Origin of the sequence: Kitasatospora sp. NPDC057965, from assembly GCF_042887135.1 — a bacterium.
GTDB lineage: Bacteria > Actinomycetota > Actinomycetes > Streptomycetales > Streptomycetaceae > Kitasatospora.
Window position 1 is genome coordinate 130,783 of record NZ_JBHVPZ010000009.1, and the last position, 22,308, is coordinate 153,090.

At 75.1% G+C, this 22,308-nt stretch carries 19 protein-coding genes and 1 pseudogene; 11 read left to right on the forward strand and 9 right to left on the reverse strand.

Annotated elements, in window-relative coordinates:
* Positions 1-40: 40 nt before the first annotated feature.
* From ACFVVU_RS14085 to ACFVVU_RS14095, 3 genes are all read left to right on the forward strand, one after another.
* Positions 41-1,492, forward strand: coding sequence for a cytochrome P450 (locus tag ACFVVU_RS14085; RefSeq protein ID WP_387789958.1), 1,452 nt, complete (start codon positions 41-43; stop codon positions 1,490-1,492).
* A gap of 404 nt (positions 1,493-1,896) precedes the next feature.
* On the forward strand, positions 1,897-2,409 hold the full coding sequence (locus tag ACFVVU_RS14090) for an RNA polymerase sigma factor (protein ID WP_380690126.1): 513 nt from the start codon (positions 1,897-1,899) through the stop codon (positions 2,407-2,409).
* 43 nt (positions 2,410-2,452) lie between these two features.
* The gene (locus tag ACFVVU_RS14095; protein WP_387789960.1) at positions 2,453-3,526 is read left to right on the forward strand and encodes a hypothetical protein; all 1,074 of its coding nucleotides are present in this window, start codon (positions 2,453-2,455) and stop codon (positions 3,524-3,526) included.
* Positions 3,527-3,643: 117 nt separating this feature from the next.
* Here ACFVVU_RS14095 and ACFVVU_RS14100 read toward each other — a convergent pair whose 3' ends face one another.
* Positions 3,644-5,059 carry a cation:dicarboxylate symporter family transporter gene (locus ACFVVU_RS14100; RefSeq protein ID WP_387789962.1) on the reverse strand — a complete coding sequence of 472 codons (1,416 nt, stop codon included), beginning with the start codon at positions 5,057-5,059 and terminating at the stop codon, positions 3,644-3,646.
* A 275-nt stretch (positions 5,060-5,334) separates the two neighbouring features.
* Here ACFVVU_RS14100 and ACFVVU_RS14105 point away from each other — a divergent pair, with 275 nt between their 5' ends.
* The 4 genes from ACFVVU_RS14105 (at position 5,335) to ACFVVU_RS14120 (ending at position 10,017) form a co-directional block, all read left to right on the forward strand.
* Complete coding sequence (locus ACFVVU_RS14105) at positions 5,335-7,077, forward strand: ATP-binding protein (protein ID WP_387789964.1); 1,743 nt, start codon at positions 5,335-5,337, stop codon at positions 7,075-7,077.
* Entirely contained in the window at positions 7,074-7,856 is a 783-nt protein-coding gene (locus tag ACFVVU_RS14110) for a response regulator (protein ID WP_387789966.1), read from the forward strand. Before ACFVVU_RS14105 ends, ACFVVU_RS14110 begins: the two co-directional genes overlap by 4 nt.
* A 147-nt stretch (positions 7,857-8,003) precedes the next feature.
* Positions 8,004-8,975 (forward strand): trypsin-like serine peptidase, encoded by a 972-nt coding sequence (locus ACFVVU_RS14115; RefSeq protein ID WP_387789968.1) that lies wholly within the window; start codon positions 8,004-8,006, stop codon positions 8,973-8,975.
* 136 nt (positions 8,976-9,111) lie between these two features.
* Positions 9,112-10,017 (forward strand): NADP-dependent oxidoreductase, encoded by a 906-nt coding sequence (locus ACFVVU_RS14120; RefSeq protein ID WP_380683949.1) that lies wholly within the window; start codon positions 9,112-9,114, stop codon positions 10,015-10,017.
* Positions 10,018-10,027: 10 nt separating this feature from the next.
* Here ACFVVU_RS14120 and ACFVVU_RS14125 read toward each other — a convergent pair whose 3' ends face one another.
* Both ACFVVU_RS14125 and ACFVVU_RS14130 read right to left on the reverse strand, forming a co-directional pair.
* On the reverse strand, positions 10,028-10,393 hold the full coding sequence (locus ACFVVU_RS14125; RefSeq protein WP_355365681.1) for a PH domain-containing protein: 366 nt from the start codon (positions 10,391-10,393) through the stop codon (positions 10,028-10,030).
* Between the two features lie 190 nt (positions 10,394-10,583).
* Positions 10,584-11,249, reverse strand: a pseudogene (locus tag ACFVVU_RS14130) (class I SAM-dependent methyltransferase); the annotation flags it as partial.
* A 249-nt stretch (positions 11,250-11,498) separates the two neighbouring features.
* Here ACFVVU_RS14130 and ACFVVU_RS14135 point away from each other — a divergent pair.
* Both ACFVVU_RS14135 and ACFVVU_RS14140 read left to right on the forward strand, forming a co-directional pair.
* Positions 11,499-12,881, forward strand: coding sequence for a diaminobutyrate--2-oxoglutarate transaminase family protein (locus tag ACFVVU_RS14135; protein ID WP_387789970.1), 1,383 nt, complete (start codon positions 11,499-11,501; stop codon positions 12,879-12,881).
* Between the two features lie 65 nt (positions 12,882-12,946).
* Positions 12,947-14,512 (forward strand): pyridoxal phosphate-dependent decarboxylase family protein, encoded by a 1,566-nt coding sequence (locus ACFVVU_RS14140; RefSeq protein ID WP_387790107.1) that lies wholly within the window; start codon positions 12,947-12,949, stop codon positions 14,510-14,512.
* Between the two features lie 385 nt (positions 14,513-14,897).
* Here the strand turns inward: ACFVVU_RS14140 and ACFVVU_RS14145 are convergent, their stop codons facing one another.
* Positions 14,898-15,695: an inositol monophosphatase family protein gene (locus ACFVVU_RS14145; protein ID WP_380683955.1), complete on the reverse strand. Its 798-nt coding sequence runs from the start codon at positions 15,693-15,695 to the stop codon at positions 14,898-14,900.
* A 311-nt stretch (positions 15,696-16,006) separates the two neighbouring features.
* Here ACFVVU_RS14145 and ACFVVU_RS14150 point away from each other — a divergent pair, with 311 nt between their 5' ends.
* Positions 16,007-16,408, forward strand: a complete 402-nt coding sequence (locus ACFVVU_RS14150) for a VOC family protein (RefSeq protein ID WP_387789971.1) — start codon at positions 16,007-16,009, stop codon at positions 16,406-16,408.
* Between the two features lie 126 nt (positions 16,409-16,534).
* Here ACFVVU_RS14150 and ACFVVU_RS14155 read toward each other — a convergent pair whose 3' ends face one another.
* From ACFVVU_RS14155 to ACFVVU_RS14175, 5 genes are all read right to left on the reverse strand, one after another.
* Positions 16,535-17,242: a bleomycin resistance protein gene (locus ACFVVU_RS14155; RefSeq protein WP_380683942.1), complete on the reverse strand. Its 708-nt coding sequence runs from the start codon at positions 17,240-17,242 to the stop codon at positions 16,535-16,537.
* Positions 17,243-17,591: 349 nt separating this feature from the next.
* Positions 17,592-18,122, reverse strand: coding sequence for a GNAT family N-acetyltransferase (locus ACFVVU_RS14160; RefSeq protein WP_387789973.1), 531 nt, complete (start codon positions 18,120-18,122; stop codon positions 17,592-17,594).
* A 70-nt stretch (positions 18,123-18,192) separates the two neighbouring features.
* On the reverse strand, positions 18,193-18,663 hold the full coding sequence (locus tag ACFVVU_RS14165; protein WP_387789974.1) for an NUDIX domain-containing protein: 471 nt from the start codon (positions 18,661-18,663) through the stop codon (positions 18,193-18,195).
* 104 nt (positions 18,664-18,767) lie between these two features.
* Complete coding sequence (locus ACFVVU_RS14170) at positions 18,768-19,616, reverse strand: hypothetical protein (RefSeq protein ID WP_387789976.1); 849 nt, start codon at positions 19,614-19,616, stop codon at positions 18,768-18,770.
* Positions 19,613-20,026: a hypothetical protein gene (locus ACFVVU_RS14175; protein WP_387789977.1), complete on the reverse strand. Its 414-nt coding sequence runs from the start codon at positions 20,024-20,026 to the stop codon at positions 19,613-19,615. The genes ACFVVU_RS14170 and ACFVVU_RS14175 overlap by 4 nt, the downstream gene beginning before the upstream one ends.
* Before the next feature lie 176 nt (positions 20,027-20,202).
* Here ACFVVU_RS14175 and ACFVVU_RS14180 point away from each other — a divergent pair, with 176 nt between their 5' ends.
* On the forward strand, positions 20,203-22,260 hold the full coding sequence (locus ACFVVU_RS14180) for an SMI1/KNR4 family protein (protein WP_387789979.1): 2,058 nt from the start codon (positions 20,203-20,205) through the stop codon (positions 22,258-22,260).
* Positions 22,261-22,308: the final 48 nt, after the last annotated feature.

Below are 22,308 nucleotides of genomic sequence, written 5' to 3' on the forward strand. Positions count from 1 at the left end.
TACGTTGGAGCGGTACGAGGGGCACGACCGAGGAGGGGACATGACGCAGACCGCCGCCGACGCCGCCACTGCCGGCGCCACCGCTGCCGCCGCCGCGAAGCGGATACCGGGACCGCTGGGGCTTCCCCTGGTGGGTTCGCTGTTCGATCTGACCCGCCGTCCGCTGCGGACCTACCTCGACGCCCGCCGCGACTACGGCGACGTCGTGCGCTTCACGGCCGGCCCGCCGGGGCTGCGCGCCGAGTTCTACGCCGTGTTCTCCCCGGAGGGCGCGCACCAGGTGCTCGGCAGCCAGGCCGCCAACTTCCGCAAGGACAACAGCTTCTACGACGAACTGCGGACCAGCCTCGGCAACGGTCTGCTGACCAGCCAGGACGGCGACTACCAGCGCCAGCGCCGGCTGATCCAGCCGCTGTTCACCCGCCGCCGGGTGGACGGCTACGCGCGGGCCGTCGGCCTGGAGTGCCGGGCGCTCGCCGACCGGTGGCGGGCGGTGCCCGACGGCGTGGTCGACGTGGCCGAGGAGATGTCCCGCTTCGCGCTGCGCACCGTGTCCAGGATCCTGTTCGGGTCGGACGTGGAGGCGGCGGTGGAAGTGGTGCACCGCAGCTTCCCGGTGATAGGCGAATTCGTCCTCGAACGCGGATTCGCGCCGGTCCGGGTGCCGCTCTCCTGGCCGACGCCGTCCAACCGGCGCGGCGCCGAGGCGCGCCAGGACCTGTACGCGGTGTGCGACCGGATCATCGCCGAGCGGGCCCGGCGGGCGGAACGGTCCGGCACGTCCGGCGGCGACGGCGACGGCGCCGGGGGCGGTGTGGCGGGCCAGGACGACCTGCTGGAACTGCTGACCCGGGCCCGCGGCGAGGACGGCGAGCGGCTCGACCCGGACGAGCTGCGCGACCAGGTGCTGATCTTCCTGCTCGCCGGGCACGAGACCACCGCGACCTCGCTCGCCTTCGCGCTGTTCCTGCTGGCCAAGCACCCCGAGCAGCGCCGCCTGGCGCGGGAGGAGGCGGACGCGGTGCTGGCCGGGCGCGAGCCCGAGGCCGCCGACCTGGAGTCGCTGCCCTACCTGACCCGGGTGCTGAAGGAGTCCATGCGGCTCTACCCGGCCGCCTCGCAGATGGGGCGCCGCTCGGTGGAGGAGGCGGTGGTCGACGGGTACGTGATCCCGGCCGGCGCCCAGGTGATCCTGGCGCCCTGGGTGACCCACCGGCACCCCGGCCACTGGGAGCAGCCCGACCGCTTCGACCCCGATCGCTTCCTGCCCGAGCGGGAGAAGGAGCGGCACCGGTACGCCTGGTACCCGTTCGGGGGCGGGCCGCGGGCGTGCATCGGCCAGCACTTCTCGATGCTGGAGTCGGTGCTGGCGCTGGGCTCGCTGCTGCGGGCGTTCGACCTGGAGGCGATCGACCGCGGGGTACGGCTCGGCCAGGGCATCACGCTCCAGGTGAAGAGCCCGATGCGGGTCCGGCTGACGCCGCGCGTGTGAGTGGGCGCGGGAATGCCCGAATGCTCGGACCCTCCGTCCCTCGAATGCGCGGACGCTCGAATGCGCGAATGCGCGAATGTGTGAAGGAACGCATGAGTGCATGCGTGAATGAGTGAATCGGCGGGTGGGGGAGCGGGAAGGGCGGTACGGCGTGCCGTACCGCCCTTCCATGGTTCTCGCTTTTCCGCCTCTTGCGGCGGCGTCGACGCATCACCGGGACCCGCAGCGGGCAAAAGGACGGCGAACCGTGATGCGCGACGCGTCAGGGGAGTTCCGGCCGGTGCCGGCCGACCGGGATTCGGGGTGCCGATTTCCGAGGGGGCGGCATGGGGAGTGCGCCGGGTTGTCGGGGCGAAGGCGAAGCGGGTGGCTGTTCCGGGGCCGAATCGGCGGAATTCGACCGGGTGTTCACGGAATTGCTGCCCCGGCTGCACCGGGCGGCCGTCCGGCTGGTCGGAAATCCGTTCGGCGCGGGGGACGTCGTCCACGAGGCGTATGTGCGCATCGCCCGGCGGCCGGCCCGTTTCCTCGGCCATCCGCGGCCCTACGCCTACGCGTTCACCGTGATGGTCAACGTCGTGCGCGACGAGTGGCGCCGTGACCGCCGTCGGCTGGTGCCGTTCGAGGTGCTGGAGGACGTCGAGGCGCTCGGCGCGGAGGCCGGCGGGCAGGCCGAGCTGCAGGCGCACTGGGAGGTCGTCCGGCTGCTGGGCTGTCTGACGGTCAAGCAGGCGCGCGCCGTCCTGCTGGTCGACCTCGACGGGTACGGCCTGGAGGAGGCCGCCGCCCTGCTCGGTGTGCACCGCTCCACCCTGGCCCTCACCCGGCGGCGGGCGCTGGACCGGCTGCGGACCGTTCTCGAACGGGAGCGCGAGCGCGAAACGGCCGACGGGGCCGGTTCCGGCGCGCCGAACTGACGGACAGTCAGGTGAGGCGCCGGTTGCGCCCGTACGCTGAACCGTGATCACGTACGAGGAACTCCGGCTCCGCTCCCTGGCGGACGAGGGCCGTTGGATCGAACTGCTGGGCGCCTACCGGCAGGCCCGCGCCGCCGCCGTCGCGCTCGACCCCGCACGGACCGGCGCCGCGCGGGGCCGGGCCGCCGCCGCGACCGCCCCGCTCGGCCACCTGATCGCGTACGCGGCGCCGCCCGAGGTGGCGGCCCGGCTGTTCGACCCGGACGGCGGTCCCGGTACCGCCGCCGGTGTCGCCGACCACGACGCCGGACCGCTCTGGGAGGTGCTGGCGACCAGGCACCACTGGCGACGCCTCGCCCCGCTGCTCGGCCCGCCCCCGGTGCGGCGGCTGGTCGCGCAGACCCGGGTGCTGCTGGGCGAGGACCTCTCCCGGGACGCCGAGCCGGACCGGGAGGGCGTCCCGCTGCGGCTGGAGCCGTGGGAGGCGGCGGGCCGGTGCGAGGGCGCGCCGGTGCGCGAGTACCTGCGCGACGGCGGTTCGCGCAGCGCGCTGCTCACCCTGCCGGCCAGCCGGGAGGGTCTGGCCCCGGTGAAACTGCCCGAACCCGGCGCCCGGCTGCCCGGGCAGCCGGCCACCCGGGCGCTCGCCGAACTGGCCGGGTGGGCGCGGGCGGTCTGCGTGCGGGGGCCGGCACCGCTCGCCGCCGCGCAGCTCGCGCCCGGGCGGCTGGTCACCGGCGGGTACCTGCCGTTCGTGCTCGCCTGGCCGGCGCTGGTGCAGGCGGGCGTCGCGGACCGGGCGCACGGCGCGGCGCACGGGCGGTTCGCGCTGTGGCGGGCGCTGGCGGCGATGGCCGGTGCCGCGCGGCCGCCGGGGCCGGTAGGGCCGGTAGGGCTGGTGAGGTCACCGGGATCGCCGAGGCCGCTGGGACTCCTGAGACCCCTGGGACCCCTGGGACCGGAGCGGGTGGACCGGGGGGAGGTGGGCGCGCTGGTCGCCAGGATGCGCTGCTTCACCTGGGAGGACCCGGCGGACCGGTTGCGGCATCTGCACCTGGCGCTGGAGGACCCGGCGACCGGCCTGAGCTGGGCGGTCAGCGGGTCCGAGGAGGTCTGAGCGGCGGGGCGGAGCCGTCGGCGCGGCGGGCCGCGCCGAAAGGGCGAAGCCCCCGGTCCGGCGCCGTTTCCGGGGGGTTGGACGGGGCGCCGGACCGGGGAGTCTGGGAGGGACGGCTCAGGCGGCGGGCGCCGGGGCGGTGGCAGCGGCGGCGACGGCGACGGGCGCGGCGGCCGGAGTCGTGGTGGGGACCGGAGCCGTGGCGCCGTGGGCGTCGGCGTCCAGCAGCGTCCGCTCGTCGAACGGCACCGCGCCCGCCAGCACCTGCCGGGCCCGCTCGCGGTCGAACTCGCCGGTCCACTGGCCGATCAGCACGGTGGCGACGGCGTTGCCCGCGAAGTTGGTCAGCGCCCGGGCCTCGGACATGAACCGGTCGATGCCGACGATCAGGCCGACCCCGTCCACCAGCGCCGGCTTGTGCGACTGCAGCCCGCCCGCCAGGGTGGCGAGTCCGGCGCCGGTGACGCCGGCCGCGCCCTTGCTGGCGATCACCATGAAGACCAGCAGCGACAGCTGCTCGCCCACGGACATCGGCTTGTCCATGGCCTCCGAGATGAAGATCGAGGCCATCGTGAGGTAGATCGCGGTCCCGTCCAGGTTGAAGCTGTAGCCGGTCGGGACGGTGATGCCGACCACCGGGCGGCTGACTCCCAGGTGCTCCATCTTGGCGATCAGCCGGGGCAGCGCGCTCTCCGAGGAGGAGGTGGAGAGGATGAGCAGGAACTCGCGGCCCAGGTAGCGCAGCAGGGCGAAGACGTTGACGCCCGCGACCAGGCGCAGCAGCGTGCCGAGCACCACGACCACGAACAGCGCGCAGGTGAGGTAGAAGCCGATCATGATGACGGCGAGGCTCTTCAGCGCGGCCGTGCCGGTGGCGCCGACCACCGCCGCCATGGCCCCGAACGCGCCGACCGGGGCCACCCACATGATCATCGCCATCACCCGGAAGACCAGCCGCTGCACGTGCTCGACGCCGCGCAGCACGGGCGCGCCGGCCGGGCCCATCGCCTGCAGGGCGAAGCCGACCAGCAGTGCGACCAGCAGGGTCTGCAGCACCTTGCCCTCGGTGAGGGCGGAGAGCAGGGAGGTCGGGATCATCCCGAGCAGGAAGTCGGTGGTGGACTGCGCGCCGCCGGCGGCGGCCTGGGCGTGGCCGGACTTGGCGAGCGCGGCGGTCAGGTGGAGGCCGCCGCCGGGCTCCAGCAGGTTGCCGACCAGCAGCCCGATGCCGAGGGCGACGGTCGACATGGCGAGGAAGTAGCCGAGCGCCAGGCCGCCGACCCGGCCGACCTTGGCGGCCTTGCTCACCGAGCCGATGCCGAGCACGATGGTGCAGAAGATGACCGGGCTGATCATCATCTTGATGAGGTTGACGAAGCCCGTGCCGACCGGCTTCAGCTCCACCGCGAAGCCCGGCGCGGCCAGGCCCACCACGACGCCCGCGACGACCGCCGCGATCACGGCGAGGTAGAGGTAGTGGGTGCGGTCCTTCGTCGCGGTGCTCGCGCGTGCGGCTCCTGCGGTGATCGACATCTGCGGCTCCTTCGCCACTGCTGTTGCGCGGTCGCACGTGCGCCGGTGTGCTCGCGGAGGCGCTCTCCTGGGGGTGAGCCCTGGGGGTGGGCTCGTGAGGGCGAGCTCGTGGGGGCGTGCGACCGTGCGGTCCTGGCGGCCCCGGGGGGAGGGCCGCTCCGACTATGCGGGCAGGCGTGACGCGGGTCACGCTTGCGTTCATAGAGTTCACGAGGCCGCCGCTCCCGCCCCGGGCCCGGATGGGTCGACCGGGCCCGTGGTGCACACTGACAGGCATGTCCGCGCGTACCCTCACCCCGCCGCGCCGGCTGGTGCGCAGCCTGGCCGGACAGCTCTTCGTCGTCCAAGTGGTCATCGTCGCCGCCGTGGTGGCCGGCGGGGCGGTGCTCGCGTACCTGTTCACCGCCGACCGCACCGAGGACGCCGCCCGCCGCCAGGTCACCGCCGTCGCCCGCGCCGTCGCCGACTCCCCGGCCGTCCTCGCCGCCGTCACCGCGCCCGACCCCACGGCTGTGCTCCAGCCGTACGCCGAGCGGGTGCGGGCCGACACCGGGGTCTCCTTCGTCACCGTGATGGACACCGAGGGCGTCCGCTGGACCCACCCGCTGCCCGAGCAGATCGGCCGCACCTTCCTCGGCCACATCGACTGGGCGCTCGCCGGCCGGACCCGCAGCGAGACGTACACCGGCACGCTCGGCCCCTCGGTGCGGGTGGTCACCCCGGTGCTGGACGAGCGGCACCGGGTGGTCGCCCTGGTCAGCGCGGGCATCACGGTGCAGTCCATCTCCGCCCAGCTGCGCGGGCCGCTGCTCGCCCTGGTCGGCGTCGCGGCGGGCGCGCTGGCGCTCGGCGGGATCGCTACCTACCTCGCCAACTCCCGTCTGCGGCGGCACACCCACGGCATGGGCCCGGACGAGCTCAGCCACCTCTACGAGTACCACCAGGCCACCCTGCACGCCGTCCGGGAGGGGCTGGTGCTGCTCGACCGCGAGCGCCGGGTGGTGCTCTGCAACGACGCCGCGCGCGAACTCCTCGGCCTGGCAGGGGCGGTGGAGGGCCGGCCGGTCCTGGAGCTGGGCCTGCCGACGGCACTGGTGACGGCCGTCTCGGGGGCCGACCCGGTCCGCGACGAGGTGCACCTGACCGCCGAGCGGGTGGTGGTGCTCAATACCTCCACCATCGGCACCGGGCTCGGCCGCGTCCTCACCCTCCGCGACCACACCGAACTCCAGTCGCTGAGCGGCGAACTGGACTCGGTGCGCGGCTTCACCGAGGCGCTCGGCGCGCAGGCGCACGAGGCCGCCAACCGGCTGCACGCGGTCGTCTCGCTGATCGAACTCGGCCGCCACCGCGAGGCGGTGGAGTTCGCCACCGCCGAACTCGCCCTCGCCCAGCGGCTCACCGACCGGGTGGTGGCCGCCGTCGGCGAACCCGTGCTGGCCGCCCTGCTGCTCGGCAAGGCCGCCCAGGCCGCCGAGCGGGGCGTGGAGTTGACGCTCACCCCGGACAGCTCCATCGACGACGGGGTGCTGCCGCCCCACCTCAGCGCGCGCGACCTCATCACCGTCCTCGGCAACCTGGTCGACAACGCCGTGGACGCCGCCATCGCCGGCGCGGCCGAGAGCCCCGAGCCGCCGGAGGTCACCGTCACCGCCCGGATCGACGGTGAGCACCTGCTGCTGCGGGTCGCCGACACCGGCACCGGCATCGACCCGGGCGCGGTGGAGGACGTGTTCCGGCGCGGCTGGAGTACCAAGCGGGACGGGACCGGGTGCGGGCACGGGCACGGGCTCGGGCCCGGCGGGGGCCACGGGCGCGGCATCGGGCTCGCGCTCGTCGCACAGACCGCCCGGCGCAACGGCGGCACCGTCGAGGTCGGCCGGGAACGCGGCGCCGTCCTCACCGTCCGGCTGCCGCTGGACCGGCCGACGCGCGAGGGCGCGGGGGAGCGCGGGCACGAACACGAACACGGACGCGGACGCGGGCACGGGCACGGGCACCTGGCGGTGGCCCCGTGAGCGGCGCGCCGTCGTCGCCGGGGCGGCCCGAGATCTCCGTCCTGGTCGTGGAGGACGACCCGGTGGCCGCCGCGGCCCACGCCCTCTACGTCGGGCGCGAACCCGGTTTCCGGACCGCCGGCACCGTGCACGGCTGCGCACAGGCGCTGCGCTTCCTGGAGCGCGAGCGCGCCGCCGGCCGGCCCGTCGACCTGCTGCTGCTCGACCTCTACCTGCCCGATGGGCACGGCCTGCAGCTCTGCGGCACGCTGCGCGCCGCCGGGCACACCACCGACGTCATCGCCGTCACCTCCGCCCGCGACCTCGCGATGGTGCGCCAGGCCGTCTCCGCGGGCGTCGTCCAGTACCTGCTGAAGCCCTTCGCCGCCGCCGCGCTGCACGACCGCCTGGAGCGCTACGCCCGCTACCGGGACACCCTCGGCCGGACCGGTCCGGCCACCGGGCAGGACGAGGTCGACCAGGCGCTCGCGCTGCTCCGCGCACCCGAACGCACCGCCCTGCCCAAGGGGTTGAGCGCGCCGACGCTGGACACCGTCGCCGGTGTGCTGCGCGCGGCCCGCACCGGCCTGTCCGCCGCCGCCGCGGGCACGGCGGCCGGGGTCTCGCGGATCACCGCCCGCCGCTACCTGGAACACCTGGTGGACACCGGGCTCGCCGCCCGCGAACCCCGGTACGGCACCGTCGGCCGCCCGGAGTTGTGCTACCGCTGGACGGGTGGTGATGGCGGTGACGGCGGTGATGGCGAGGGCGGCGACGGTGGCGGGCCGATGATCGGCTGAACGGGTGAACTGCCGTGCTTCCAGGGCCTGTTCGGATGCGGTGTTCTGAGTACCCGTACTCAGGCGGCGCGCCCGGGTGTGGTGTCACCCTGCCGATGGGGCGGTCACCGGGCCGTCCGACGGACACGGGAAGTGGGGGCGACGCGGATGAAGTGGCTGCGGGCGTTGTGCGGGGCCGTGATCGCGGTGACCGTGGGGTTGGGGCCGGTCGGGACGGCGGACGCGGTGCCCCGGACCGACCCGGCCCCCGGCATGTCCACCGCCTCGGCGAGCGCGGCGGAGGACGCCGCGACCCTGGCGTACTGGACGCCGGAGCGGATGGCGGCCGCGCTGGCCGCGGACAAGGGGGCCGAGGGCGCGAGCGGGTCGGGGGAAGGGAAGCGGGGCGCCGCCGTCGAGGCGGCCGCCCGCTTCGCGGCCGACCGGTCGGTGAGCGGCGCGTCGGTGGACCGGACGGTGGGGCGCGTCTTCTACGTCAACCCCGCCACCCAGCTGCCCGGGGTCTGCTCGGCCAGTGCCGTGAACAGCCCCTCGCGCATGATGGTGCTCACGTCGGCGCACTGCGCCGCGGTGGGCGGCAGCCGGATGAACGGTGAGAAGCCGCAGTGGTTCAAGGCCAACTGGGTCTACGTGCCGGGGTACAACGGCTCCGACGCCGCCCCCTACGGGAGGTTCACCTGGAAGAACGGCCGGGTGTTCAACAACTGGCTGGACAACGAGAAGGCCGCCGAGTGGGACGTCGCGATGATCACCGTCAACCCCAACGCCGACGGGAAGCGGATCGTCGACGCCACTGGCGCGAACGGTCTGATCGTGAACCAGCGTGACGAGGTGACCGTCACCGCCGTCGGCTACCCGGTCAACCTCGACAAGGGCGAGTACCAGGTCACGTGCACCGGCACCCTGGAGCGGCTGATCCTCTACCCCAGCCTGCTGGAGCTGCCCTGCCGGCTGCTGGGCCACGGGGCCAGCGGCGGGCCCTGGTTGTGGACGGACCCGCAGACGGGGATCACCAAGATCAACGGTGTCACCCGGTCGCACGACGGCGTCGAGATCGACACCCCCTACTTCGACGAGGGCGTCTGGAGCATGTACCTCGAACAGGGCTCGGTGACCTGACCCGACTCGACCCGACCTGAACCGACTCGACCCGATCTGACCCCCGGCCGAGGCATCCGGCCGGGGGTCGGGAATTCCGGTGATCACCACAGCGGTTGACCCGGTGAACGCCACCGCCGTAGGAGAAGGGCTCCCCGTGCGCGCCATCCGGATCGACCGCTTCGGCACCCCCGACGTCCTGGGCGTCGTCGACGCCCCCGAACCCACGGCGGCGGCCGGGGAGGTGCTGATCCGGGCCACCGCGACCAGCATCAACCCCGTCGACGACAAGACCCGGGAGGGCGCCATCGGCCCGGGGACGCCGCCGCTGCCGATGACGCTCGGCTGGGACCTCGCCGGTACCGTGGTCGACGGCGGCCGCAGCGGGCTGCGCGCCGGGGAGCCCGTCGTGGCGATGTCGCACCAGCTCGGCTCCGGGCGCGGGACGTGGGCCGAACTGGTCGCGCTGCCGGCCGCGGCGGTGGCCCGCGCGCCCGGGACGGTCGAGCCGGCCGCCGCGGCGACGCTGCCGCTGCCCGGGCTGACGGCCTGGCAGACCCTCGACTGGCTCGGCGTGCGGGCCGGCCGGCGGCTGCTGATCGCCGGCGCCGCCGGGGCCGTCGGCGGGCTGGCCCTGCAGATCGCCCGGGCGCGCGGCGTCGAGGTCGACGCCCTGGTCTCCCGGGACGAGCAGGTCGCCTTCGCCCATGAGCACGGCGCCGGCCTGGCCACCACCGACCCCGACGAACTGCGCGAGGGCGGCTACGACGCCGTCTTCGACACCTTCGGGGCGTTCCTGACGCGGGCGGTGGCCGACGGCGGCCGCTACGCGTCGATCGCCACCCAGGCCGGCCCCGTCCCCGACCTGTCCGCCCGGGGCGTGCGCACCACCGTCCACCAGGTGCGCGAGGACGGCGCGGCGCTCGCCGAGCTGGTCGCGCTGGTCGACCGCGGCGCGCTGCGCCCCCGGGTGCACGAGGTGTTCGGCCTGGGCGAGGTCCGGGAGGCGCACGAACGGTTCCGGCGGGGAGGGCTGAACGGCAAGCTCGCCCTGGTGTTCTGAGCGGCCGGGGTCAGCGGGTGACGAACTCGCTGAGCAGGGCCTGCACCTCGTAGATGTCCACGCCCTTGGTGAAGTTCTTGGAGATCGGCAGCGCCGCGCCCGAAAGCCAGATCTTCAGCTCGGCGTCCAGGTCGAAGTTCCCGGAGGTCTCCACGGCGAAGTGGGAGATCGAACGGTAGGGGATCGAGTGGTACTCGGTCTTCTTGCCGGTGATGCCCTGCTTGTCGACCAGGATCAGCCGGCGGTCGGTGAACAGGAAGGAGTCGCGCAGCAGTTGGTAGGCGGCCTGGAGCTGCTCGCCCTCGCCGAAGAGCTGGGCGAACTCCTTGTGGGCCTCGTCGTTGTCCACGCGGTGGGCGTTGCCGAAGAGCGCCATGCCGGTTCCTCTCGTCGGGCACCCGGTTCGGGTGCGGAGGGTTCCGAGTCTGGCATGCCGGTGATCACGGCCGGGTGGCGCTCCCGCTCGTGTCCCCGGCGCTCGTGCCGCCGTCGGTCGCGTCTCCGTCGGTCGCGTCTCCGTCGGCGGCGTTCCCGCTGGTCGCGTTCCCGTCGGTCGCGTCCGGCGTCCGCTCGGCGAGGGCGAGGTAGCGGTCGTCGGCGTCGGTGTAGGAGGTCAGGCGCCAGCCGGCGGCGGTGAGCAGCGGGCGGAGGTTGGGCTCGGCCCGCAGGTCGTCCGGGGTGACGGCGCGGCCGTGGCGGGCGGCGAGGGCGGCGCGGCCGACGGGGTGGAACAGCGCGAGCCGGGCGCCGGGGCGGGAGACCCGGGCGAGTTCGCCGAGGGCGCGGGCCGGGTCGGGCAGGTGGGAGATCAGGCCGGCGGCGAAGACGGCGTCCAGCGTGGCGTCGGGCAGGGGGAGTCGGGCGCAGTCGGCGAGCAGCAACCCGGCGGTGCCGGGGTGGCGGGCGGCGGCCTCGTGCAGCATCTCCGGGGTCACGTCGGCGCCGAGCACCCGGCCCGCCGGGCCGACCGCCGCGCGCAGTGACGGCAGGGCACGGCCGGTGCCGCAGCCCGCGTCCAGCACGGACTCGCCCGGGTGCAGGGTGAGTTCGGCGACTGCGGCGGCGTAGCGCGGGCCGTCGTCGGGAAACTTGGCGTCCCAGTCGGCGGCGCGGACGGCGAAGAACTCGCGGGTGCGGGCCAGTTCGGCGGCGTACTCGGCGGCGTCGGGGCCGGGGCCGGCGCTGGTGTCCGGGCTGGAAGGGGTGGACGGCGAGGGCGGGGTGGACGGCATGCGGTGAGGGTAGCGCGCGGTGCTGTCGCCCGGACCGTGACCTCCGGGCGGGTCGCTCGTTGGGGAAACGGGTCCGCTGTCACTCGCGCGGGTGGTTTCCGGAGGCCCGGGGCGAATCCGGGCGAGGCAGAGAAGTAAGGTTAGCCTCACCTAAATTCCTGGGAGCCCGTCTTGACGCTCGCCGCTGAGCCCGCCACCGGTCCGACCGTCCCCGTGCCGACCCCCGTGCCGACCCCTGCGCCAACGGCCGTGCCAACGCCTGTGCCGACCGCTGTGTCGACTCCCGCCCCGGCCGAGGCCGTGCTGCGGCGCCAGCGCGTCCGCGAGTCCGCCGCCCGCACCTACGCGCGCTCCTTCCCGATCGTCCCGGTGCGCGCCAACGGCATGACCGTCGAGGGCGCCGACGGCCGCCGCTACCTCGACTGCCTCTCCGGCGCCGGCACCCTCGCCCTCGGCCACAACCACCCCGTCGTCCTGGAGGCGATCCGCCGCACCCTCGACAGCGGTGCCCCGCTCCACCTGCTCGACCTCGCCACCGCCGAGAAGGACGACTTCACCACCGCCCTGTTCGAGAGCCTGCCGCCGGCCTTCGCCGACGGCGCGCGCGTGCACTTCTGCGGCCCCGCCGGGACGGACGCCGTCGAGGCCGCGCTCAAGCTGATGCAGACCGCCACCGGCCGCTCCGGCGCCCTCGCCTTCACCGGCGCCTACCACGGGATGACCGCCGGTGCCCTCGCGCTCACCGGCAACGTCGCCGTCAAGGAGCCGCTGCCCGGCGGCGGCGAGGTGGTCCGGCTGCCCTACCCCTACGGCTACCGCTGCCCGTTCGGGGTCGGCGGGGAGGCCGGTGCCGACCTCTCCGCCACCTACGTGGAGCGGCTGCTCGACGACCCGTCCGGCGGCGTCGTCCCGCCCGCCGCGATGATCCTGGAGGCCGTCCAGGGCGAGGGCGGCGTCGTCCCGGCGCCCGACGACTGGCTGCGCGCGATGCGCCGGATCACCGTCGAGCGCGGCATCCCGCTCGTCGTCGACGAAGTGCAGACCGGCGTGGGCCGCACCGGTGCGATGTGGGCGGTCGAGCACAGCGGGATCCTGCCGGACGCGATGGTGCTGTCCAAGGCGATCGGCGGCAGCCTGCCGCTCGCCGTCGTCGTCTACCGCGAGGAGTACGACGGCTGGCGGCCCGGCGCGCACACCGGCACCTTCCGCGGCAACACGCTCGCCATGGCGGCCGGCGCCGCCACCCTGCGCCACGTCGCCGCGAACGGTCTCGCCGAACGGGCGGCGCTGGTCGGCGCGCGGATGACCGAACGGCTGCGGGCGCTGGCTCGGGAACTGCCGGTGATCGGAGACGTGCGCGGGCGCGGTCTGATGATCGGTGTGGAGCTCGTCGACCCGGCGGCGGAGCCGGACGCCTGCGGGGCCCGGCCGGCCGCCCCCGAGCTCGCCGTCCGGGTGCGCGAGGCGTGCCTCGCGCGCGGGCTGATCGTCGAACTCGGCGGGCGGCACGATGCCGTCCTGCGGCTGTTGCCCCCGCTCACCGTCACGGACGAGCAGGCGGCCGCGGTGCTGGACCGGCTCGCCGACGCCATCGCGGCGGCCGCGGCGGCCGGGCCGGCGGTGTCCGCGTGAGCCGGGACGACCCGGGCGGGGCGGGGGGCGGGATCGACGGCGCCGGCGGGATCGACGGCGCCGGCGTGGGCGGGCCGGACGTCGGCGGGCCGCTCGGCGGGGCCGGACCGCTCGACGCGCTGTCCGGCGGGGTCGGCGGGCCCGCCGCGCTCGGTCCGCTGCTCGCCGCGGTCCTCGACGCGCTGGAGACCGGCGCCACCCGGCGCGGCGGTCCGCTGCCCGCCGGCCGCCCCGCCGACCTCGCCGCCCGGACCGCCGAGGCACTCGCCGCCGCGCACGGCCGCGACGCCCTCGCCCGCCTCACCGAACTCCTCGCCCACGGCGCCGCCGACCCGGCCGACCCCCACTGCGCCGCCCACCTGCACTGCCCGCCGCTCGCCGTCGCCGTCGCCGCTGACCTCGCCGTCAGCGCCCTCAACCCCTCCCAGGACTCCTGGGACCAGGCCCCCGCCGCGACCGCGCTGGAGACCGGACTGCTCGCCGAACTCGCCGCCCTGGTCGGCTACGACCCGGAGCACGCCGCCGGGGTGCTCACCTCCGGCGGCACCGAGTCCAACCTCATGGGCCTCATGCTCGCCCGCGACCGGAAACTCGACGGCGTCGTCGAACTCGACGGTCTGCTCGGTCTGCCCGCCGGCACCCGGCCGCGGATCTTCGCCTCCCGGGCCGCGCACTTCTCCGTCCAGCGGGCGGCGGCCCTGCTCGGCCTCGGCGAACGGGCCGTCGTCCCCGTCGACGTCGACCGCGAGCTGCGGATGGACCCGGCTGCACTCGAAAGCGCCCTGGCGGCGGCCGACCGGGCCGGCGCCACCCCGCTCGCCGTCGTCGCCACCGCCGGCACCACCGACACCGGCGCCGTCGACCCGCTGCCCGCCGTCGCCGACCTCGCCGCCCGCTACGGTGCGTGGCTGCACGTCGACGCCGCGTACGGCGGCGGCGCGCTGCTCTCCGACCGGCTCGCCCCGCTGCTGACGGGCATCGAACGGGCCGACTCCGTCTCGCTGGACTGGCACAAGCTGGGCTGGCAGCCGGCCGCCGCCGGGGTCTTCCTGGTCCGCCGCGCCGAGACGTACGTCTCGCTCGCCCGCCGGGCCGCCTACCTCAACCCGGCCGACGACGAACAGGCCGGCTACCCGAGCCTGCTGGGCCTCTCGCTGCGCACCACCCGGCGCCCGGACGCCTTCAAGCTCGCCGTCACCCTGCGCACCCTCGGCCGCGCCGGACTCGGCCGGCTCGTCGACGCCTGCCACGACCTCGCCCGCGCCGCCGCCGACGCCGTCCGGGCGGAGCCGGAGCTGGAACTGCACGCCGAACCGGTCCTCACCGCGCTGCTGTTCCGCTACCGGCCGACGCAGGCCGCTCTCGCGGAGCCTGCGGTGCGCGACCTGGCCGGCGTCGACCCGGGCGATGTCGACCCGGCGGTGCTCGACCGGGTCAACGCCGAACTGCGCCGTGGGCTGCTGCGCTCCGGCCGGGCCGTGGTCGGGCGCACCGAACTGCCCGGCGAGGGCCCGGGGCGGGTCCGGCTCAAGCTGACCCTGCTCAACCCGCACACCACCGCCGAGGAGGTCACCGGGCTGCTCGCCGAGATCGTCCGGGCGGGCCGGGAGGCGTGGAGCGCGGCACGGTAACTCAGAGACGGCCCCGGTGGGGGCGGGGGGCGACCCGCAGGCGGTGGTTCACCCCGGTGGAGAGGTCGAGGGCGCCGGACTCGCCCCGGATCGTCAGTTCGTGGTTTCCGGGTGCCGGCGGGTTCAGTCGCACCCACAGGCCGCAGGACCGGGTGTCGCCGGCGTCCTCCGCGGCCTCGCCGAAGGCGTTGCCGGGGGTGCCGAAGAATCCGATCGGGGTCGCGCCGATCGGCTCGGCGGTCAGCGGGGTGCCGTCTGCAGGCCGGGGTCAGGAAGGGGCGCCGAGGACCAGCGCGACCAGTCGCCGTGACGTCATGATCGCGAAGTGTTGGAGCCCGGCTGCGGCCGTCTGCTGCGGGATGGCCGTGGGGTGGCCGCGGGGTGCCTACGGTGCGAGGAGGAGCTCGCGGCAGCGCTCCCAGGTGGCCGGGTCGGCGGCGACCAGCAGGCCGTCCTCGCCGCCGGGGGGCTCGGGGGCGTACGGGGTGCCGTCGAACCGGGCGGCACGGCCGCCGGCCTCGGTGAGGAGGAGGGAGCCGGGCGCGTGGTCCCAGGGGAGGGTGCGCCAGTAGAGGAGGAAGTCCATGGCGCCCTCGACGACGTCCGGGTACTCGACGCCGGCGGCGTGGCGGCCCGGGCCCAGCTCGCCGAAGGCGGCGCTGTTGGCCTCGATCAGGCGGCGGCGCGCGGGATCGAGGAAGCGGCTCTTCACCGAGCCGCGCCACTTGGCCGGGTCGGCGGCGGCGGGCGTGCGGGTCAGGCGGTGGCCGTCGCGCCAGGCGCCGGAGCCGAGCTCGGCGGTGTAGGTGGTGGCGGTGGCGGGGTGCCGGATCCAGGAGGCGACCGTCCGGCCGTCGCGCACCAGGGAGACCATGACGGCGTACTCGGGCCGGCCGGCGACGAAGTTGGCGGTGCCGTCGACGGGGTCGACGAGCCAGACGGCGGGTTCCGCGTGCAGCGCCCGGCCGAGGGCAGGGTCGGCGGCGACGGCCTCCTCGCCCACCACCGGGATGGGCAGCAGCTCGCGCAGCCGTCGGGCGATGATCACCTCGGCCTCCCGGTCGGCGACGGTGACCACCTCGCCGGGGACCTTCTCCATCACCTCCCCCGCCGCCAGCGCCCGGAACCGGGGCTCCACCGCCTCGGCCGAGGCCTCGGCGATGATCTCCGCCACCTTTTCCATCAGCACGCGCGCGCTCCCTTCGCCGGCTACCACTTTCGCACGTCAGTGCGGAGTCGGCGTGCGGCGGGGCGGAGGCCCGGGCGGAGGCCGGTGGCTGACAATTGACAGCTGACAGATATCAGCTGACAGATTTCAATATCTGTCAGCTGTCATCTGTCAATTGTCAGCCGTTCCCCGGCGCCGCCGACTTCCGGCCGCTGCGCGGTTGAGCCGGCCCGGGTCTGCGTCGCCTGCCCACGCGCCGGTGACGAGGAGCGGCTGCGCCGACTCTGCCGCCGCGTCCGGCGCGCACGGGGGTAGGCTCGGCGCGCGTGATCAACTCCACCACCCACATCCGGGTCGCGCGCCCCTCCCGGGACCTTGCCGCGGCCGAGCGCTTCTACGTCGAGGGCCTCGGCCTGGCCGTCCTGTGGCGCAGTACCGAACGCGTCTCCGGCGAGCACGACCTCCTGATGGTCGGCCCGTCCGGCGGTGGCTGGCACTTCGAGCTCACCCGCGACCCCGAGCGCCCGGTCGAGCCGACGCCCACCGTCGACGACCTCTTCGTCGTCTACCTGGGCGCGCCCGTCGACGACGCGCTGGTGCGGCGCCTGGAGGAGGTCGGCGGCACCCGGGTTCCCGCCCACAACCCGTACTGGGACGAGTACGGAGTCACCGTGGCCGACCCGGACGGCTATCGCTTGGTGCTCTGCATCCGCAGTTGGAGCTCCTGACCGCGCGCAGGGTCCTGGAGCAGCGCGCCGGCCGCGCCGTACGCGTCGTTCACGCCGTTCGCGCTGTCCGCGTCGTTCGCGCCGCTCAAGGACCCTGGTGCACTGGAGCCTGTCCCTGACGCCTGCTCAGAGCAGGACGTCCGCCAGTCGCTTGAGGTCGTCGCGGACGGACTCCCGCTCCTCCTCGGTCAGTTCGGTCGCCACCCGCTCGGCCCGCCGGGTGAACGCCTCGGCGCTCGCGCCGTCCGCGAGGCGGTGCGCCAGGTCGGCGCGCAGGGCCAGGATGCGGAACAGCAGTACCGGCGCGGGCGGCCCGTCCGGCAGGGCCAGTGCGCGGTCCAGCACCCGGGCGGCCGCGGCCGGGTCCTCCTTCGAGTCGGCGAACAGTGCCGCGTGGTGCAGCGCCTTGGCGAACGGCTCCTCGGGGGACGGCCGGTGGCGCTGGTCGACGCGGATCGGCTGGCCGATCCGCAGGCAGTTGCCGCCGGGGTCGGTCACCAGGAACTGCCGGACGCCGTGCGAGGTGTCGCCGACCGGGCCGATCCGGGGCAGGCCGCGGGTCGGCACTCGTCCGTAGGCGGAGCGCAGCCCCTCCTGGAACGCGGCGTGCAGCGCGTCCACGTCGTCCGTGCGGACCAGGCAGGTGCTGTACGAGGCGCCCGGGTCGTACTGCTTCATGCCGAAGAAGTGGAGTTGGATGCCGCCGCGCTGGACCACGGCGTACGGGCTGGGGCTCGTCTGATGGAGGGTCACCTCGAAGCCGAGCGCGGTGTAGAACTCGAGCACTGGCGGGAGGGCCTGACAGGGGAGGATCGGAACCGTCGATTCGACCATGCCCGCTGACTTTACCCCTGGTTGACCGCGAATCGGACGCTTCCGGTCAGATGTCGACCCCGGGAAAGTGGCGGCCGTAGGCGAGGAGCAGCAGTTCCTGGGCCGGACGGACGACCGTCCGACTGTCGCTCCCGTACGACCGGTCGAGGTCGGCGGTGCGTAGTTCGACGTCGTCCGGGCCGGACGGCGTCGGTCGGTTCCCGTCAACCCGTGTGGCCGGTGGGGGAGTTCCCGTGTTCGCTCGGCAAGCTGTCCAGGAAGCCGAGGAGTTCGCGCCGCTCGGGGGTGCTGCGCGTGGCGGTGTCCTGTGCGACCACAAGGCGCGGCCACCGAGCGGCGGCCGGGCCGCTCAGACCGCGAGCCGCTTCACCATCACCCGCTCCGCCGCCCCGTTCGCCGGGTTTCCGCCCGCCTCCCCGCCCGCGTCGACGAATCCGTGCCGCCGGTAGAGCGCGACGGCGGCCGTGTTGCCCGGCAGCACGGCGAGCCGCAACGACGTGCTGCCCCGGCGCCGCGCCCACTCCTCGACGGCGCCGAGCAGGTCGTCCCCGATCCCGAGACCCCGCGCCCGCGGCCCGACCCACACCGACCGCAGCTCGCTCACCCCGCCCCCGCCGTCCGGCCCGTCGTTCCGCTTGCCGTCGGGCCCGGGGAGCCCGCCCGCAAGGCCGACCGGCCGCCCGTCCGCCGCCACCGCGACCACGTGCACGGCATCCACCCGCGCGAACCGGGCCCGCCACTGCTCCTCGCCGCCCGCCGGCCAGTCCGCCAGCCGCACCCTGAACGCGTACGGGGCATCGGCGAGCGACGCCAACCGCGCGTCCCGCCAGAGCGGCCAGTCGGCGGGATCGGCAGGCGTCAGAACACGGAGCCCGATCACCGGGCCAGTCTCGCCCGGCCCGCGCCGGCCGTCGAGACCGGCCCGCCGCCGGCCCCGTCCGCCCGCCTCCTCAGCGGACCACCGGCCCCGCGCCGGCGCGCCAGTCCGTGAGCCGCTTGCGCACACTCGCCACCATCGGCAGCCGGTCGCTCTCCTCCGCCGTGAACCAGCCGACCTCGTACGATTCGTCGGAGGTCCGCAACGCACCCCCGACCGGCCGCCCCAGCAGACAGATCGAGAACTCCTGCCGCACCTCGCCGTCGTCGTACGCCATGACGTGGCGCGGATCGGTGTAGGTGCCGACGATCCCGGTGACGACCACCTCGATCCCGGTCTCCTCGAACGTCTCCCGCACCGCGCACCCGCCGATCGACTCGCCCAACTCCATCGTTCCCCCGGGCAGCGCCCACATCCCGTTGTCCGTCCGCCGCTGCAACAGCACCCGGCCCGTCGCCTCGTCGACGACGACCATCGAAGCCGCCGGCACCAGACTGTTCGCCGCCGGCGCGTCCGGATCGTCCTCGTAGTCACGCCTGCCCACTTCGTTCCCCTTCCCTCACGCCGCGGCCCCGCGCCTGCGACGCCGCAAGTCCCGGAGCAGGAAGTCGGCGGGTCCGACTTCCTGCTCCGGGCCTCCACGGAACGTCAGCCGACGCCCTCCCAGATGAGGGCGTGGCCGTTGAAGGCGCCGCTGCCGAACGGGGCGGCGGCGTAGTCCTCGACGGTCATCAGGCCGATGCGGCCGTTGACGGTCCGGACGCAGAAGCGGGTGTTCGTCTCGATCACCAGGGAGTCCGTCGCCTGGGAGCGGAGGAGGTCGGAGCACCGCTTGCGGGTCGGGGTGGCGTCGTCCTTGTAGGGGGCGAGTCCCGGTCCGAAGTTCGGGAAGACACCGCTGCGGCCCGAGGCCATGGCGCCCTGGCCGCTGGTGTAGCTCGTGTAGAGCACGCCGAAGCCGCCGAGGACGCCCGGTGCGTCGTCGCCGGTCAGCTGTGGCGGGTTCGCGTCGAGGTCGATCGAGCCGGACAGGCGGACCGGTCCGTTGTAGCGGACGGCGTCCTTGGCCGGGGCCGTCGTGGTCGGTGGCGGTGGCGTGGTGGCCACGGGTACGGGCGCGGGCGCGGTGGTGGTCGGCGCGAGCGTGAAACCGGGTTCGGCGGACGCGGGTGGCGGCGCAGTGGATGCCGGCGGCACCGTCGGCTGCGCCGGCGCCGCGGGGGAGGACTGCGGTGCCGCCGCGGTTCGGGTATCGGCGCTGACGGCGTCTCCCTCGGTCAGCTTCCGTTCGACCAGCGCGCCCGCCACCGCCGCGCAGACCAGGCCGAGGCAGACGGCGACGAGCCATCCCCGGGAGCGGCGCGGCGGCGGCGGTGGGGGTGGCTGGATGATGTTGATGTTGTTTCCGGCGTTCAAGGAGTCGCCGCTGCCCGTCGTGTGCCCCCACTGACCGCCGGGCGGCGGGCCGATCGGCGGGCCGGTGTGTCCCGTGCTCACTTCGTGATCGTGATGTCGCGTCGTGCGTTGTACACGCTTCCGCCACCGCTCGCCTGCCCGTACTGGGCCTCCCCGCTGACGACGGTACCCGCCGACGGAGCCGATCGGTCGGCCGCCAGCAGGGCGCGCAGCCGGTCCGCCAGTTCGGGATTCTGGAGCAGCAGCCAGGTGAAGCGCTGCTCCCACTCGCGCCCGGTGCGCGTCGCGGTGGTCTCGTCCCCCTGGGCCTGCGCGGCGACGAGCAGCTCGTGCGCCGTGTCGAGCGCGGCGCCGATCTCCTCGCCCTGCTCCGGCGCGACCTGTTGCCACAGCGCGACGATCCCGTCGCGGATCCGGCGCCACGACGTGCCGAGCAGCATGCCGGTCACCGCCGGTCCCGCCGTCCGCGCGAGTTCCAGGACCTGTTCCATGTGCGAGGTTCCCCCCTCGGTCTCCGGGACGGGCGTGCGGTGCCGGTCCCTTCGGCGCACAGCATAGGGACCGCCGGCGGGTGTGCTGGGCCGCGACGCGCGATCGATGCCCGTTCTCGACCGAGGAGTTGACGGCCGGACAGGAATTGTCGGTGGTGCGTGCAAGGATCACCGCCATGACGGGACAGGCGTTCGACTGGCGGTCCTTCCTCGCCCGGTGGAGTGAGGAATGGGCCGGGGCGTGCACGGATCCGGGGGAGCTCCGGGAGGGTGACGAGGAGGCGTGGCGGGCGCAGTGGCTGGGGTTCGACGCGGCGCCGGCCGCGCGGGTCGCGGCGGCGCAGGCGGAGCTGGGGTGCGTGCTGCCGCCGTCGTACCGGGAGTTCCTCGCGGTGAGCGACGGGTGGCGGTACGCGGGCGGATTCGTGTACCGGCTCGCCGGGGCGGGCGACGCGCGATGGCACCGGGACGCCCGTGGGCTCAGCGAGTACTTCGACGAAGGAGAGACGGAGGGCCTGTGGCAGCGGGCCCTGCAGCTCGACGTCGAGTCCGACGCGACGCTCGTCCTGCTCGACCCGGGTGACGTCGACGCCGATGGGGAGTGGGCGGTGTACTGCTACGCCTCGTGGCGGGCCGCGCCGCCGGAGCGGTACCCGTCGTTCCGGGCGTTCATGGTCGCCATGCACCAGGAGTTCCACCGGCTGGCCGCCCACCGGTGCGGCGCGCCGTTCGTCAACGCCACCACCCGGGAGCAGGACGCGTGTGTCGAGGCCGCCCGGCTGGACGCTCTGACGGGGGCGTACGAAGGGGCGGCGGAGGTGTTGGCGGAAGCCGTCGCGTACGGACGGCCCCGGGCCGCCGGCATGCTCGACCAGCTGCGCGGGTTCGAGCAGCATCGGTCCGAGCCGACCTTCGGCGAGCTGCCGCGCGATCCCGCCTACCTCGGTGAGGTGATACCGGTGCTCGCGGCCCACCACGTGCGGAGGGGGCACGACGCGACGGTGTGGGGGTACAAGCTGCGGGTGGACACCGGTGAGCTGCGCGTCGCGGCCGACGAGGTGCTCCGGCAGGTGCGCGAGCGCGAGTACCGCCACACCGCGTCCGGTCCGTTCGGCGCGGCGGTCGAACGGGCACGGGAGCAGGCGCGCTGGGGCGGTACGGAGGCCGCCTGGCGGACGCTGCGCGCCGCGCTGCCGCGGTGGACACCGGTGGGGCCGGACCACCTCGCGCCCGTCGGGCTGCTCGCGGACCCGCTGCTCGGGCCGCTGTTCACGGCGGAGCGCGGGCTGGAACTGCTCGCCACTCCGCGTGGCCTGCCCGACGCGGAGGTGGGGGAGCGGGCGGCGGCGGAGCCGGAAGCCGTGGGCGACGGACTGGCCTGGCTCGCCCTGGAGCCGCGTTCCGGTCGGCCCCGGCCGTACCGCTTCGTGCTGGTGGAGGGGGTGGCCCCGGACGGGCTACCGGCCGTCCTCGCCGGGGAGGGGGCGGTGCTGGAGCCGCCCGCGACCTGCTGGGAGGCCGGGACGGACCGGCTCCGGGAGCGGACGGTCCTCTCCTCCGAGGACCCGCAGCCTGCCCTCGTCGGCCACGCGGGCGGCGACGGCGGGGCCGAGTGGAGCTTCGCCTTCGAGGCGCGGACATCGCCCGGGGCGGTGGGGCTTGCGGGGCCGGTGGCTCCGCGTGTCGCGACCCCGGCCGTGACCGCCTCCGGCCGGACGGGCGGGCGCGCGCTCGCCGTGTTCGTCGAGCCGGAGGAGGGCTTCTTCCACCTCTCCGTGGCCGCGGGCGGCGAGGAGCGGTACGGGTTCACGGTGCGTGGACCGGAGATCGGGCGCCGTGGACCGACGGAGGTTCCGCCGGCTCTCGACCCGGACCGCCACTTCGGTCCGCACGCCCACGGCCGCCAAGGCGAGTACGGCCTGCTGACCGCGCTCGCCTCGGAGTTCGGGGTGGCACTGCCCCGGTTCGCGCTCACCGAGGGGAGGCTGTACACGTTCGCCGACCCGTCGTGGACGCCGCCCACACTGCCGGGTGAGGCCTATTCGACGGCGAGGATGGTGCTCACGGAGCCCCACCCGACGTCGGAGGCCCGGGCGGAGGCGCTCGCGGCGTTGCGGTCACGACTCGCCGGGGGCGTGTCGAGCGCGCCGGGTGTGTCGGGTGTTGCGGGCGGCGCTGTGGGGGTTTCGGGGGTGCCGGGCGGTCCGATGAAGGGGCCGCCGGGGGTGTCGTGAACGTTGTCGGGTCCGGTGAGGCCGTGCCGCTCCTCCCACTCCTGGCGG